The sequence below is a fragment of the Aequorivita antarctica genome (genome assembly GCF_007997155.1).
GTDB lineage: Bacteria > Bacteroidota > Bacteroidia > Flavobacteriales > Flavobacteriaceae > Aequorivita > Aequorivita antarctica.
On the sequence record NZ_VORT01000019.1, the window covers coordinates 24,163 to 37,923 of the forward strand.

Consider the following 13,761-nt stretch of genomic DNA (forward strand, 5'->3'; position numbering starts at 1 on the left):
GACATCACTCCACCCCCCCAATCAAAATCCCCAACATCTCAATAGCAGCATCACTAATACGAGTCCCGGGTCCATAAACCGCAACGGCACCAGCATCAAAAAGGTATTGATAATCTTGGTGTGGTATCACGCCGCCCACGATGACCATAATATCTTCGCGGCCATACTTTTTTAGGGCTTCAATTACTTGTGGTACTAAGGTTTTGTGGCCTGCGGCAAGGGAGGAAACGCCGAGAATGTGCACGTCGTTTTCCACAGCCTGTTTGGCGGCTTCGGCGGGGGTTTGGAAAAGGGGGCCAATGTCTACATCAAAACCTACATCTGCATAGCCGGTGGCTACAACTTTGGCGCCGCGGTCGTGACCGTCTTGTCCCATTTTAGCAATCATAATACGTGGACGACGGCCTTCCAATTCTGCGAACTGATCTGCCATTTGTCTCGCTTTTTCAAAACTTTCGTCCTTTTTAATTTCTTTACTGTACACGCCGCTAAAAGATCTAATTTGTGCTTTATACCTACCGAATTCCTTTTCCATCGCGGTAGAGATTTCGCCAAGCGTTGCCCTGTGACGGGCAGCTTCTATGGCTAAAGCTAATAAATTTCCCTGACCTGTCTTTGCACATTGTGTAATATCTGCCAATGCTTTTTCTACTTTTTTGGTGTCACGCTCGGCTTTTATTCGGTTTAGTCTTTCAATCTGTGAAGTGCGTACTTTTTGATTGTCCACATCCAAAATTTGCAACGGGTCTTCTTTTGCGAGGCGGTATTTGTTTACGCCCACAATTATATCCTGTCCGCTATCAATACGCGCCTGCTTTCTTGCGGAAGCTTCTTCAATGCGAAGTTTGGGAATTCCTGCCTCGATAGCTTTCGTCATTCCGCCGAGTTCTTCTACTTCTTCAATTAGCGCCCAAGCTTTGTTGGCAATTTCGTTGGTAAGGTTTTCCACATAATAACTTCCCGCCCAAGGATCTACCGTTTTGGTAATCTGGGTTTCGGCTTGAAGGAAAATCTGTGTGTTTCTTGCGATACGCGCAGAGAAATCCGTTGGTAGCGCGATGGCTTCATCCAAAGCGTTTGTGTGCAAGGATTGTGTGCCACCGAAAACTGCTGCGGTGGCTTCAATGGCAGTTCGTGCTACGTTGTTAAATGGGTCTTGTTCGGTAAGGCTCCAACCGCTGGTTTGGCAATGGGTTCTTAAGGCAAGGGATTTTTCGCTTTTGGGGTTGAACTGTTTTACAATTTTTGCCCAAAGCATTCTTGCTGCACGCATTTTTGCAATTTCCATAAAATGATTCATCCCAATTCCCCAGAAAAAGGAAAGTCGGGGTGCAAAATCGTCTATGTCCATGCCTGCTTTTATTCCGGTGCGGATGTATTCTAAACCATCTGCAAGGGTGTAAGCAAGTTCAATATCTGCCGTGGCTCCCGCTTCCTGCATATGGTAACCGGAGATAGAAATACTGTTGAACTTGGGCATATTCCTGGAAGCAAATTCAAAAATGTCGCTTATAATTTTCATGGATGGTGTGGGCGGATAGATGTACGTATTCCGCACCATGAATTCCTTTAGAATATCGTTTTGAATGGTTCCTTCCAAGTCTTTTGGCAAAACGCCCTGTTCTTCAGCGGCAACTATATAAAAAGCCATAATGGGAAGCACAGCGCCGTTCATGGTCATGGAAACGCTCATCTTGTCCAAAGGAATTTGGTCGAAAAGGATTTTCATATCCTCTACACTATCTATGGCTACGCCTGCTTTGCCAACGTCGCCCTCTACTCTTTCGTGGTCGCTGTCGTAACCGCGGTGTGTAGCAAGATCGAAGGCTACGGAAAGTCCTTTTTGACCTGCGGCTAGGTTTCGTCTATAAAAAGCGTTGCTATCTTCTGCCGTTGAAAAACCTGCGTATTGGCGGATGGTCCACGGACGGCGGACGTACATTGTGGAGTAAGGACCGCGAAGGTATGGCGCTATTCCGGCTACAAAGTTGAGATGGTCTAGGTTTTTTATGTCTTCGGCCTTGTATTGTTTTTTGAGAGTTATTTCTTCAGCCGTCAATAAATTTTCTTCCTCTTTCGCTGAAAAAGCTTCCGAGGACGAGGGTTTCTGGTTTCTGGTTTCTGGTTGGGTATTAGTTGTCCCTTCGGCTCCGCTCAGGGACCGATTATTTATCGTTAAATGTTGTAAGTTCTTTCTATTCATACAATGTAATGCTGCTCCAACCCGTATAAATGCCAAAACCAATCAACATCAAGGCAATGACTACAAAAAGGATTTGGAAATATTTGTGCGAGGTCAGTTTTTTATAGCGGACCAGGATTGCTAAGCCGAGTACGATAAAGATAATTCCTAAAACGGTTCCTAATACTTCGTTGTTCATGATTCTTGTTTTAAGCGTTCTTGTTCAGTGAATTCTGCTAATCTTTTTTCAATAATTGGGGCGATGAGGGTTTTGACTGGATTGTGTTTTACGAAAGGGAAAAGCTCCAGATCGTCTTTCATTTTATCGTTTTTATTGGGGTGGTAATTAGTTCCCAACAATTTAAGTTGGCCGCTATCGAAGAGCTGTTGCTCCTTTTCGGCGCTTTCCTTTATTTTCTTTTGGATGATTCCTTCTTTTAATTGCTGAAGAAAGCCACCACCTTTTTCTATTTCCTTAAAGAGTTGAAGTGCTTTTTCGGCCAGCTCTTCTGTCAAGCTCTCAATGTAATAAGTGCCATCTGAGGGATTGCTTACGGCGTCAAAATAACTTTCGTGCTTTAAAATGAGTAACTGGTTACGGGAGATTCGTTCACCAAATTCATTGCTTTTATGATAAAGTTCGTCATAGGGCAAATTGCAAACCGTATCTGCCCCACCTAAAACGGCACTCATACATTCAGTGGTGCTGCGGAGTAGGTTTACGTTGTAATCGTATAGCGTTTTGTTGCGCTTTGAAGGCGTTGCTATAATGTGGCAGGTTTCATTGACCCGGTATTCTTTTGCAAGTGTTGCGTATAATTTACGTAGGGCGCGGATTTTTGCTATTTCGAAGAAATAATTAGAGCCTGTGGCGAGACTGAAGGTCATTGATAAACCTGACGAAGAGTTGTTGTCGGTTTCGCTCGAACTAATATGGTTTAAATACTCATTGGCGTGGGCTAAAGCGTAAGCTAGTTGCTGCACACTATTTGCGCCTGCGTTTTGGTATAAGGTTGTATCTACTGCAAGGATATTTTCTGAAGGATACTTTTGAAAAAGGTTATCCAACATTTCGTGGTCTTTTTTCAAATTGTGAAACCAGTTGCCCGTGCGGGCAAGGTTTCCTATTAAGTCTATGTTGTAGTAAACCGTTGCGTTTTTTTCTGAAAAGAATTTAATGAGTTTGTTGTAAAATGCTTCGGAAAGAAATGTTAGGTTAAAATAAATTGAAGCTGTTTCAAACGGAAAATCCTTAAACACTGTTTTTGTGTCAAAATCTTCGGCCGCTGTAAAAATTATTGCCTCTGCACCTCTTTCCAAAGCATCCAGTGCAATATTGTTCGCTATCTTTTCATCATCGATAAAGATTTTTTGAGCTATTTTCCAAGATTCTGGCTGACCAGGAATGGGTTGGAAATCTTCCTTAAAATCGTCCTGGTGATAAAAGGGTTTTACGTTTATTCCCTCAGAACTTTGCCACACTAATGTTTCATTATAGTCGGCACCTTTTAGGTCGAACTGTATTTTTTGTTTCCATTGTTTTGCAGAAACTTCATCAAAATCCTCAAATAGAAATTTACTCATCGTTTTTCTTCTTTTTTGATGCTGTCTTCGTGTTCAATTATATAAATGTCTTCGTTTTCCTTTTTCAAGTAATACTTTTCACGCGCAAATTTCTCCATTTCGTTGCTGTCCTCCATTTTCTTTATAAAGGTTTTGTCGTGGTCTATCTCCTTCTGGTAAAACTCTGCATTGTCCTCTAACCCATTGATATCATTGTCTAATTCGTGATGGATCAAATAGGAATTAGCATCAAAGAAAATCATCCAAACAATGAAAAGGATAAGAATAAGTATGTATTTATTACTTATAAACCTAACCCATTTATTTTGTCTAAATTCTGAAAAACTCATGATTCAGTATAGCTTAGTTTTTGATGAATAATGCTGCGAATTACGTCAACAGCCACGGTGTTGTATTTATTGGTGGGGATGATGATATCTGCAAATTCCTTAGTTGGTTCTATAAATTGTTGGTGCATAGGTTTCAGCGTGGTTTGGTAGCGGTTTAGAACTTCTTCCAAATCGCGACCCCGAGTGGCCATATCGCGCTTCAAACGGCGTATCAGGCGTTCGTCACTGTCTGCATGTACAAAGATTTTAATATCGAACAGCTCGCGAATGTCTGGATGCGCTAAGATTAAAATTCCTTCAACAATAATAACCTTTTTTGGAAAGGTAGTAATTGTTTCGCCAGTACGGTTGTGTTCCACGAAGGAATAGACAGGTTGCTCAAAAGCATTTCCTTTTCGCAGTTCCTTTAAATGGCTTACCAACAAATCGAAATCGATTGCTTGGGGATGGTCAAAATTTATTTTTGTGCGTTCCTGAAAAGACAAATGACTGGTATCGTGATAATACGAATCTTGAGAGATAACGCAAACTTCGTCCACGGGAAGTTCTGCAACTATCTGGTCTACCACTGTTGTTTTTCCGCTCCCGGTGCCGCCAGCGATGCCAATTATTAGCATATTTTAAAGGTTTTTACAAATGTAGGGAAAAGGATTCAAGTTTCTTGTTTCAAGTTTCTTGTTTCAGGTTTCAGGTTACAGGTTTCAAGTTTCAGGTTGAAAGTTTTGACTTTGAGTCGATGATTTTATTTTGTAATGCATATTTCGTACTTCATATTTCGTAACTCGTATTTCAAACTTCTTTGCTATTTTTGAATTCTTTAAATATTGAATGAAAACAATTCTGCTACATCCCTCCTATTTTCCTTCCATTGAGCAAATGGTAGCAGTTGCGCAATCGGAAAAAGTGGTTTTTGAAGTTGCCGATAATTATCAAAAACAAACCTACCGCAACCGTATGTTTATTGCGCACAGTAACGGTAAGTTACTTTTAAACATTCCTATAAAACACAATAAATTAGGGAAGCGTCAAAAAACAAAGGAAGTTATGGTTGAAAATGACTTTCCGTGGCAGGAGCAGCATTGGAAAAGCTTGCAGAGCGCTTATCGCACTTCGCCTTTTTTTGAATATTACGAAGATGATTTAAAACCTTTATTTACAGAGTCCGTTGGGAATTTAATGGAGCACAACCTCAAAATTTTTGATCTGTTATGTGAGCTAATTGGGATTGAAGTTGAAGTTTCAAAAACCACTTCTTTTGAAACAGCTCCCGAAATGATCGATCTTCGTATTTTAATTAATTCAAAAAGGAAGTCAGATTTTGAAGGGAAAGCATACACCCAAGTTCACGAAGCAAATCATCCCTTTTTACCGAATCTTTCAGTGTTGGATTTGCTTTTTAATGAAGGCCCTAATGCTTTGACCTATTTGGAAAGTCATTCTCTGTAATCCAGAATTAGATTACCAGCCCACCGTTGCCCGTATGGCGTAATGGTCGGAAAAAGTTTTCTTCATCGTATCAAATGAAAGAATATCAAAGTCATTTGAAGCAAAAATATAATCTATTCTCATTGGGAATCTTTCAAACTCAAAGGTAGTCCCCAATCCGTTTCCGCGTTCGCGGAATGCGTCCAGCATGCCTTCTTTCAATTTTCTATAGCTGTATGAAAATGGCGTATTGTTAAAATCGCCACAGATAATTACAGGGTTTGAGGTTTTTTGTTTGTGATCCAAAATGGCTTCCACTTGGCTTTGTTGTTTTTCAAAAGCGTTGGAAACACGTTTTCGAAGTTTTTCATTGTCGCTATCCTGTAAAAAACTTACCCGTGGAATGATGCCGAGCGACTGCAAGTGTACGCTGTAAATGCGAATGGTATCCGTTCCTTTAACAATATCAGCGAAGATTGTATTGTTGTAGGTATCTTCAAAATCAAATGCTCCAGTATTTATGAGCGGGTATTTTGAAAAAAAAGCGTGACCCAGTTTTGCCTTTTCAGATTTAAAGTGAATGTACTTATAAGGGTAAGCTGAAAAATCGATTTTGTTGGGTTTGTAATATTCCTGAACGAAAACCACATCAGGGTTTTCCTCGACAAGTATTTCTGAAATTATTTTTGAAGCATCCGTAACTGGATTTTTTTCATAAGCGTTGAAAAGTCGGACGTTGTACGATAATACATTCAATGTGTTTTTATACTGTGAAGCATCACCTTCTGAGGACACTTCATAAAAAACATTGAAATAAAAATAGGAAATTAAAAGAACGGTGAACGACAAGAAAAACCTTCGCCGAAGCTGAATAGCCCAATAAATGGCGAAAGCAATATTTACAATTATAAGTAATGAAACCACCAAGCTTAGCAACGAAAGTGTAGGAAAAGTTTTTGGCGGTAAATATGGCAGAACGAAGGAAATCAACAACAAAAATGCTGCAAGCAAATTGCCCCAGTAAATCAATTTGTTTATAGATTTCCGCATTGGTTTAGTCTTCTTTTCCAGCTTTAAACAAAAAGTCTTTTTCTTCTTTGGTAAGGCTTTCGTAACCGCTTTTGCCTATTTTGTCTAAAATACCGTCCACCTTTTTTTGATGATCGGATTTTGCTGCTTTGGATTTAGAACGCTGCGGGGAAGGTTGTGTTGTGCGATGTACTTTCCTGAAAGGTTTTTTGGTGCGGGGTTTAAAAAAATCGGCAATCCAATCCATAAAATTTTCAAACCATTTCCCAATGTCGTTTCCTTTGGCAAGTTGCACGGCATAAATGTATCCGAACAACGCCCCACCAACATGTGCCATCAATCCGCCTGCATTTCCAGATGTTGGAATTCGCACCAAATCAAAGAGAAACAGAAAAAGGGCAATGTGCCAAAGTTTTATGGTGAAAGTGAAAATGCGAACTTCAGTATTGGGGGTGTAGGTTGCTATAAATATCATGATAGCCGTTACAGCTCCCGAAGCACCGATTAAAAAGCCGCGATTTTCGGCAAAAACCGGGAACAGGTTGTAAGCCAAAACAAAAAGCAATCCTCCAAAGAGCGTACCTAGTAAATACACTGTCAGCAATCGTTTTCCTGTGAAAAGGTTCAACACGAATTGCCCAAACCAATACAACCAAATCATATTAAACAGAATGTGGAAGAAGCCAAAATGTAGAAAACCATATGTAATCAAAGTCCAAGGACGAAAAAGAAGGGTGTCAAAATCATCGCTCAAAACAAACCAACGAGCGAAGTGTTGCTGGCTTACACTTAAAAAGAAAGCGCCCAACCGAACCACCAAAAATACCGCAGCATTGATAATAATGAGCTTGACCAAAACGCTGGCCATTTTATATTTATATGAAAGACTTGTGGCTGCCATAGTTAATTCCAGCGATGGTTATCAAAACTGTTTTTCTTCCAGTACCACGCCATAATAAAGCCGAAGAGGGCACCACCAATGTGTGCAAAGTGAGCAATGCCGGTTTGAGCTCCAGTAATTCCGAAAACCAAGTCGAGCACAATAATTCCAGGAATGAAGTACTTTGCTTTTATGGGAATTGGCAAAAAGATCAACATCAGTTCCACATTTGGGAACATCATTCCGAAAGCTACCAAAACCCCATATACGGCACCCGAAGCACCGAGCGCAACTCCGTTATAAGTATTATACATACTTTGGATGGAGTCTTGTGAAACATAATCTAAAATTGAAGTATTATATTTTCCTGTGTTCAGGAAATCCATAATTTGCTCGTGGCTCATTCCCGCATTCGTCAAGGCATCCATTCCACTGTGCAATTGATAATAATTCACCAACGTATAAATCAAAGCCGAGCCAAGTCCCGCAGAAAAGTAGAAGAACAAAAATTTCTTTTGTCCCCAACGTATTTCCAAAGGTGATCCGAAGGCCCACAAGGCATACATATTAAAAAGTATGTGAAAAAAATTGGCGTGCATAAACATAGAAGTCAATGGCTGCCAGTACTGAAAACCGGGATTTTCAAAATAATACAAAGCGAAAAGCCGCTCAGCTACCCCATTCATAAATTGTGACCCTATAAAGAAGATCACATTCAATATTAATAGAAATTTTACGGTATCGGTTATTTTTCCCATATTCATTTCCCGCCCTTCGACTATCCTTCGGTTCCACTAAGGGAGCACCGTCTAGGATAAACATTAGCGAATTTTTTTACCCAAAAGGGTGGTTTTACATTAATTTTTTATCCAGGTCACTCACATCCATTGTAGTGAAAACTGGTTTGTTGGTCGGGCTTACTGTTGGTTCTTTGCAAGCAAAGAGTTGATTTATTAAATGTTCGCGTTCTTCTCTGTTCAACGAAACGCCCGTTTTTATTGCCATACTTGCCGCCATTGATTTTACCAGCATATCGTTTTGGCTGAAACCGTTATCGGGCACTTCTTCTTTAATGTCGTGCACCAATTGGTTGAGCAAATTTACAACATGGCTTTCTAGTATCAGCACTGGAATACCGCTAATCTCAATAGTTTCGTCTTTCAATTCGGAAAAAATAAAGCCTGTGTGCTCCAATTGTTCCCTAATTTTTTCAATAATTTCCAAATCGGGTTTTGAAAAATGCAATTGCAACGGAAACAATAATTGTTGGCTAACAGCCTCTTTTACTGTAATATTCTTTAACAATTCTTCGTAAAGAATCCTTTGATGTGCCAAATTTTGATGAATGACCATCATCCCGTTTTTTAACGGACTTACAATGTATTTATTCTGAATCTGGAAAGTTATATGACCCGTTTCAGCATCAGTATTTTCAAAAAGACTTCCGGTTACCTCTTCGCTTTCAAACTCAATGTCTCCCAAGTTGGAAACTGCTGTATTTTCATCTTTCAGTCCTACGTATAGCGATTCCCAGGAAGCTGTTTGCTCCCTTTTAAACGGAAAATTGATATTGCCTTGCTTTGCCCTTTCTTTAAACGGATTGAAATCTTTATCCACTTCTATCGAAGGGGCTGTGGGTTGTTTTTTGCTGTAATCATAAGGGGTGTCAAAACCCTTATCCCTTTCAAAGTCAAGTACAGGAGCTATATTGAACTGCCCCAAACTGTGCTTAACCGTTGCGCGAAGCATTGCATAAATGGAATGTTCGTCGTCGAATTTTATTTCGGTTTTTGTGGGATGGATGTTGATATCGATGGAATGTGGATCTACTTCCAGAAAGAGAAAATACCCGGGATGCACATCATTTTTTATCAAGCCTTCAAAGGCAGAAGAAACGGCGTGATGCAAATATGGACTTTTAATGAAGCGATCGTTCACAAAAAAGAACTGCTCTCCCCTGCTCTTTTTTCCATATTCAGGCTTTAAGACGAAACCTTCTATTTTTAAAATCTCGGTTTCTTCACTTACCGGCACTAGTTTCTCATTGGTTTTACTTCCGAAGATATTTACAATTCGTTGGCGCGAATTTGAGGATGGAAGATTAAAAACATCACTTCCGTTGTGATGCATTTGAAAAGCCACACTTGGATGTGCCAAAGCCACTCGGTGGAATTCGTCAATAATATGGCGGGTTTCTACGGGATTGCTTTTTAAAAAGTTTCGCCGAGCTGGAATGTTATAAAAAAGATTTTTTACCGAAATGGTCGTCCCTTTTGGAACAACAGCTGGATCTTGAGAAATCACTTTGCTGCCTTCAATGGTTAAATGAGTTCCAATTTCAGAAGCTTCTGTTTTGGTTTTAAGCTCAACATGAGCAATTGCGGCAATGGAAGCCAAAGCCTCTCCACGAAATCCTTTGGTATGCAGATTAAAAAGATCTTCTGCAGATTTAATTTTTGAAGTGGCGTGGCGCTCAAAACTGAGTCGAGCATCGGTAATACTCATCCCTGATCCGTTGTCGGTAACTTTAACGAGGGTTTTTCCGGCGTCTTTTATAACGAGTGTAACGGATGTTGCTTTTGCATCAATAGCATTTTCCAACAATTCCTTTACTACCGAAGCGGGTCGTTGAACAACTTCGCCAGCTGCAATTTGGTTTGCAACGTGATCTGGTAATAACTGAATAATGTCTGCCATTAAAATTTATGCGTAGAAAATAGATAAATCGAATTCAATAATTAAGAGGAAAATAAGCACGAGTATCGCAATAATTACAATCAGCCTTCGGTTTGCGGTTTTGTCAGAGGATTGTCGCAAATCTGCCCAAGCGGTTTTAAATTTCCCCTTTAATCCTTGGTTGTCGCCAACGGTAGTCCTGAATTGGTCAAATTTATGTCCCATTGCAAATGGGCTGCTTTCACCATCAGATTCATAATGACGTGGCGTGTAGCCGTACTTTTTGTTTTTTCTTTTGCCTATTAGTCCCATAATTGTCGTGCCTCAAAGTTACTGAAAATAGTATGTTTTCTAAAGTGTTTCTGAAGCTTGTTTTAAACAATTACCGTACCGTTGTTTAGTTGTGAGCCGTGAGTCGTGAGTCGTGAGTCGTGAGTCGTGAGTCGTGAGTCGTGAGTCGTGAGTCGTGAGTCGTGAGTCGTGAGTCGTGAGTCGTGAGTCGTGAGTCGTGAGTCGAAATTAAAATTAAAATTTGGATTCTTTCCGAAGTTGCGACATTTTAATTGCCGCTATGGCGGCTTCCGTGCCTTTGTTGCCGTGTTTGCCACCGCTGCGGTCTATGGATTGTTGCATGTTGTTATCTGTAAGCACACAGAAAATCACTGGAATATTCCCGTGAACATTTAAGTCCTTTATGCCTTGGGAAACGGCTTCACATACGTAATCAAAGTGTTTTGTTTCGCCTTGGATAACACTACCGATTGCTATTACGGCATCCAGCATATCATAGCTTTGCGTCATTTGCTTGCATCCAAAGATAAGTTCAAAACTGCCAGGAACGTTCCAACGAACAATGTTTTCACTGATGGCTCCACAATCTTTCAAAGCATCAAAAGCGCCTTGGAACATGCCTTCGGTTATATTGTGATTCCATTCTGAAACAACAATCCCAAACCGAAAATTCTTCGCGTTTGGGATTGTTGTTTTATCGTAAGCCGATAAATTTGTATTTGCTGTAGCCATTTATTTATTCATTGCTTCCGCGCGGCCAGTATAGATTTCAGCTTTTGCAGCTTCAGTTGCTTTTGGATAATCGTCTGCTATTTTTTTGAAATGCGCCAACGCTTTATCGTTTTGGTTCAAAGTCATTGCAGCAATTCCAGCTTTCAAAAGAAAACGTGGCGTTGTGAAATCGTTAGTGCGCATAGTAGCAGCTTCTTCATAATATTTCAAAGCATCTTCGTTTTGTCCCAATTGTACGAAAGCATCGCCAATTGCTCCTTTTGCCAAAGGTGCCAACATATCATCATCACTGCTGAATTTATCTAATTGAGCAATAGCTTCCTGATACTTGTTAGTGTTCAAATAAGCCATTCCAGCATAGTAATGCGCAAGATTTGCAGCTTTTGTTCCACCGTAGTTTTCAATAATATCAATGAAACCGTACTTTCCTTCACCACCTTGCAGCGAAAGATTGTATAGTGAATCTTTTGCTGGAGCGGTCAAAGCTTGTTCCCAATAGCTCTGTGCTTGGAACATTTCGTTCATAGCTTCAGTTTCTTTAGGACCTTTGATGTATCGATCGTATGCAAAGTATCCCAATACACAAACTGCGACAACTATAATAAAGCCTAAGATTGGCTTTTGGTTTTTTTCTACCCAAGCTTCAGTTTTTGATGCGCCTTCGTCAAGCGTATTAAATACTTCTGCAGTTGTGCTGTTTTCTTCAAGCTGGCTTTCTTTTTCAGCTTTGTTTTTTGGTTTGCCTCCGCGTTTGTTGTACGTTGCCATAGTTTTAGGTTATAGTGGCGCAAAAATAAAATTTTAAATGGAATTTGAAAGGATAAATATTTCTTATTTTTTAATAATTTGCAAAGCGGTTATTCTTCCGTTGCAGAAAAGATTCTGAAGCACAAGCCATTCATTCTTATGATTTTACAAAAACTGTCTTTACTCAACTATAAAAACTTTGAAGCCGAAACCTTCGAATTCGACCCAAAAATAAATTGTTTTGTAGGAAATAACGGTGTTGGAAAGACCAATGTGCTCGATGCAATCTACCATCTTTCCTTTGGAAAAAGTTACTTTAATCCAATAACTACGCAAAATATTAGACACGGGGAAGAGTTTTTTGTGGTTGAAGGATTTTATGAGAAAAACGATTCTGCAGAAAAAATTGTGGTGAGTGCCAAAAGAGGGCAGAAAAAAATCATAAAACGAAACGGGAAAGGCTACGACAAATTTAGTGAGCATATTGGGTTTTTGCCATTAGTAATTATTTCGCCAGCAGATAGAGATTTGATTATTGAAGGGAGTGAAACGCGAAGAAAATTTGTTGATGGCGTTATTTCGCAGCGGGATTCCGAATATCTGCAGACGCTCATCAAATACAATAAAGTTTTAGTACAGCGCAATTCATTGTTAAAATATTTTGCGGCAAACAATACCTTCAGTCAAGACACGATTGATATTTACAACGAGCAGCTGCATAATTTCGGCACTTCAATTTTTGGGAAACGGACTGCTTTTTTGGAAGAATTTCTCCCAATATTTTTAAATCGTTACAAATCCATCAGCAGCGGTGAAGAAACTATCAATTTGGTCTATGAAAGCCAATTACAGGAAAACGACCTGTTAACACTGCTTCAGAAGAATATTACAAAAGATAAAATCACGCAATACACCAATTTCGGAATACACAAAGATGATTTGGTTTTTGAAATTGACGGCCATCCTATTAAGAAATTTGGCTCGCAGGGACAACAAAAATCGTACCTTATAGCTTTAAAATTAGCGCAATTCGATTTTATAAAAAACCATTCAAAAACGAACCCGATTTTGCTATTGGATGATATTTTTGATAAATTGGACGAAACGCGGGTGGAGCATTTAATTTCTTTGGTAGACAATGAAAATTTCGGCCAGCTTTTTATTAGCGATACCCATGCAGAACGCACCGAAGAAGTGATTAGAAAAGTGCATCAGACTTATAAAATGTTTCCTTTGGCCCCCTAACCCCCGAAGGGGGGATTTAAAAAAGCTACGATTTAATGCTTCTTCGGCTTTGCGAGAAAAAATGGCATGCAAGGGCGCAAATAAAATTATTAAACAAATGAACTATAAACTCACAATCTTAATAATTGCTTTATTTTTTGCTTCCTGCGAGAAACCCAATCCCGAGACGCAAAAACAAAACCTCAGCGGGTATTGGGAAATAAAAACCGTAAAAATGCCCGATGGCGAAAAGAAGGATTTCAACATCAATACTGTTGTAGATTACATTGAAATAAAAGGAGACAGCGGTACCCGCACAAAAGTTTCACCCAAATTTGATGGCACTTATACCTCCAATGGTGTTTCGGAAAACTTCACTTTAAAAATTGAGGATGACAGCTTGCGGATGTATTACAAAACTCCTTTTGACGAATGGAAAGAAACGGTAATTAAGGCAAAGGACAGCTCGCTAACTGTTATTAATAGGGATAATAAGATTTACACCTATTCAAAATTCAAGAAGTTCGATTTAGGAAAACTGATTAAGCCTAAAATAAGTTGCCTTTTTTCATCATTGAATTTAACATGAAAAAAGAGAATTTAAAACGTACTTTCGATTTGTCCTTAAAGCTTGATCTGATAAAGCAGATTGAACGCGGTGA

Annotated in this window: 15 protein-coding genes; 3 read left to right on the forward strand and 12 right to left on the reverse strand. The window is 39.6% G+C overall.

All coding sequences use genetic code 11. From position 1 onward, the window contains the following. Positions 1 to 4 precede the first annotated feature (4 nt). Genes scpA through udk form a run of 5 tightly spaced genes read right to left on the reverse strand, consistent with a single transcriptional unit; the run spans position 5 to position 4,712 of the window. Entirely contained in the window at positions 5 to 2,203 is a 2,199-nt protein-coding gene (scpA, locus tag ESU54_RS16920) for a methylmalonyl-CoA mutase (protein ID WP_111846059.1), read from the reverse strand. Next, on the reverse strand, positions 2,196 to 2,381 hold the full coding sequence (locus ESU54_RS16925) for a hypothetical protein (protein ID WP_111846058.1): 186 nt from the start codon (positions 2,379 to 2,381) through the stop codon (positions 2,196 to 2,198). The genes scpA and ESU54_RS16925 overlap by 8 nt, the downstream gene beginning before the upstream one ends. Further along, positions 2,378 to 3,766: a methylmalonyl-CoA mutase subunit beta gene (locus tag ESU54_RS16930; protein WP_111846057.1), complete on the reverse strand. Its 1,389-nt coding sequence runs from the start codon at positions 3,764 to 3,766 to the stop codon at positions 2,378 to 2,380. The genes ESU54_RS16925 and ESU54_RS16930 overlap by 4 nt, the downstream gene beginning before the upstream one ends. Further along, positions 3,763 to 4,095, reverse strand: coding sequence for an FtsB family cell division protein (locus ESU54_RS16935; protein WP_111846056.1), 333 nt, complete (start codon positions 4,093 to 4,095; stop codon positions 3,763 to 3,765). Before ESU54_RS16935 ends, ESU54_RS16930 begins: the two co-directional genes overlap by 4 nt. After that, on the reverse strand, positions 4,092 to 4,712 hold the full coding sequence (gene udk, locus ESU54_RS16940; protein WP_111846055.1) for a uridine kinase: 621 nt from the start codon (positions 4,710 to 4,712) through the stop codon (positions 4,092 to 4,094). Before udk ends, ESU54_RS16935 begins: the two co-directional genes overlap by 4 nt. Positions 4,713 to 4,923: 211 nt before the next feature. On the opposite strand from udk, the gene ESU54_RS16945 reads away from it, so the two are divergent. Further along, positions 4,924 to 5,541, forward strand: coding sequence for a WbqC family protein (locus ESU54_RS16945; RefSeq protein ID WP_111846054.1), 618 nt, complete (start codon positions 4,924 to 4,926; stop codon positions 5,539 to 5,541). A gap of 12 nt (positions 5,542 to 5,553) precedes the next feature. Here ESU54_RS16945 and ESU54_RS16950 read toward each other — a convergent pair whose 3' ends face one another. The 7 genes from ESU54_RS16950 to ESU54_RS16980 form a co-directional block, all read right to left on the reverse strand. After that, positions 5,554 to 6,570, reverse strand: coding sequence for an endonuclease/exonuclease/phosphatase family protein (locus ESU54_RS16950; RefSeq protein WP_111846053.1), 1,017 nt, complete (start codon positions 6,568 to 6,570; stop codon positions 5,554 to 5,556). 4 nt (positions 6,571 to 6,574) lie between these two features. Beyond that, positions 6,575 to 7,450 carry a rhomboid family intramembrane serine protease gene (locus tag ESU54_RS16955; RefSeq protein WP_111846052.1) on the reverse strand — a complete coding sequence of 292 codons (876 nt, stop codon included), beginning with the start codon at positions 7,448 to 7,450 and terminating at the stop codon, positions 6,575 to 6,577. 2 nt (positions 7,451 to 7,452) lie between these two features. Further along, positions 7,453 to 8,187, reverse strand: coding sequence for a rhomboid family intramembrane serine protease (locus ESU54_RS16960; RefSeq protein WP_111846061.1), 735 nt, complete (start codon positions 8,185 to 8,187; stop codon positions 7,453 to 7,455). Positions 8,188 to 8,281: 94 nt separating this feature from the next. Further along, positions 8,282 to 10,126, reverse strand: coding sequence for a DNA mismatch repair endonuclease MutL (gene mutL / locus ESU54_RS16965; RefSeq protein ID WP_111846051.1), 1,845 nt, complete (start codon positions 10,124 to 10,126; stop codon positions 8,282 to 8,284). 6 nt (positions 10,127 to 10,132) lie between these two features. Continuing rightward, complete coding sequence (locus tag ESU54_RS16970; protein ID WP_111846050.1) at positions 10,133 to 10,417, reverse strand: riboflavin synthase subunit beta; 285 nt, start codon at positions 10,415 to 10,417, stop codon at positions 10,133 to 10,135. 213 nt (positions 10,418 to 10,630) lie between these two features. Continuing rightward, positions 10,631 to 11,128 carry a 6,7-dimethyl-8-ribityllumazine synthase gene (gene ribH / locus ESU54_RS16975; protein WP_111846049.1) on the reverse strand — a complete coding sequence of 166 codons (498 nt, stop codon included), beginning with the start codon at positions 11,126 to 11,128 and terminating at the stop codon, positions 10,631 to 10,633. After that, the gene (locus tag ESU54_RS16980) at positions 11,129 to 11,896 is read right to left on the reverse strand and encodes a tetratricopeptide repeat protein (protein ID WP_111846048.1); all 768 of its coding nucleotides are present in this window, start codon (positions 11,894 to 11,896) and stop codon (positions 11,129 to 11,131) included. 138 nt (positions 11,897 to 12,034) lie between these two features. On the opposite strand from ESU54_RS16980, the gene recF reads away from it, so the two are divergent. Further along, positions 12,035 to 13,120: a DNA replication/repair protein RecF gene (gene recF / locus ESU54_RS16985; RefSeq protein ID WP_111846060.1), complete on the forward strand. Its 1,086-nt coding sequence runs from the start codon at positions 12,035 to 12,037 to the stop codon at positions 13,118 to 13,120. Between the two features lie 97 nt (positions 13,121 to 13,217). After that, the gene (locus tag ESU54_RS16990) at positions 13,218 to 13,688 is read left to right on the forward strand and encodes a lipocalin-like domain-containing protein (RefSeq protein WP_160113323.1); all 471 of its coding nucleotides are present in this window, start codon (positions 13,218 to 13,220) and stop codon (positions 13,686 to 13,688) included. Positions 13,689 to 13,761 lie beyond the last annotated feature (73 nt).

Excerpts from the sequence above, each read along its gene's own strand:
- scpA (WP_111846059.1), bottom strand. The coding sequence starts at position 2,203 with ATGAATAGAAAGAACTTACAACATTTAACGATAAATAATCGGTCCCTG.
- ESU54_RS16925 (WP_111846058.1), bottom strand. The coding sequence starts at position 2,381 with ATGAACAACGAAGTATTAGGAACCGTTTTAGGAATTATCTTTATCGTA.
- ESU54_RS16930 (WP_111846057.1), bottom strand. The coding sequence starts at position 3,766 with ATGAGTAAATTTCTATTTGAGGATTTTGATGAAGTTTCTGCAAAACAA.
- ESU54_RS16935 (WP_111846056.1), bottom strand. The coding sequence starts at position 4,095 with ATGAGTTTTTCAGAATTTAGACAAAATAAATGGGTTAGGTTTATAAGT.
- udk (WP_111846055.1), bottom strand. The coding sequence starts at position 4,712 with ATGCTAATAATTGGCATCGCTGGCGGCACCGGGAGCGGAAAAACAACA.
- ESU54_RS16945 (WP_111846054.1), top strand. The coding sequence starts at position 4,924 with ATGAAAACAATTCTGCTACATCCCTCCTATTTTCCTTCCATTGAGCAA.
- ESU54_RS16950 (WP_111846053.1), bottom strand. The coding sequence starts at position 6,570 with ATGCGGAAATCTATAAACAAATTGATTTACTGGGGCAATTTGCTTGCA.
- ESU54_RS16955 (WP_111846052.1), bottom strand. The coding sequence starts at position 7,450 with ATGGCAGCCACAAGTCTTTCATATAAATATAAAATGGCCAGCGTTTTG.
- ESU54_RS16960 (WP_111846061.1), bottom strand. The coding sequence starts at position 8,187 with ATGGGAAAAATAACCGATACCGTAAAATTTCTATTAATATTGAATGTG.
- mutL (WP_111846051.1), bottom strand. The coding sequence starts at position 10,126 with ATGGCAGACATTATTCAGTTATTACCAGATCACGTTGCAAACCAAATT.
- ESU54_RS16970 (WP_111846050.1), bottom strand. The coding sequence starts at position 10,417 with ATGGGACTAATAGGCAAAAGAAAAAACAAAAAGTACGGCTACACGCCA.
- ribH (WP_111846049.1), bottom strand. The coding sequence starts at position 11,128 with ATGGCTACAGCAAATACAAATTTATCGGCTTACGATAAAACAACAATC.
- ESU54_RS16980 (WP_111846048.1), bottom strand. The coding sequence starts at position 11,896 with ATGGCAACGTACAACAAACGCGGAGGCAAACCAAAAAACAAAGCTGAA.
- recF (WP_111846060.1), top strand. The coding sequence starts at position 12,035 with ATGATTTTACAAAAACTGTCTTTACTCAACTATAAAAACTTTGAAGCC.
- ESU54_RS16990 (WP_160113323.1), top strand. The coding sequence starts at position 13,218 with ATGAACTATAAACTCACAATCTTAATAATTGCTTTATTTTTTGCTTCC.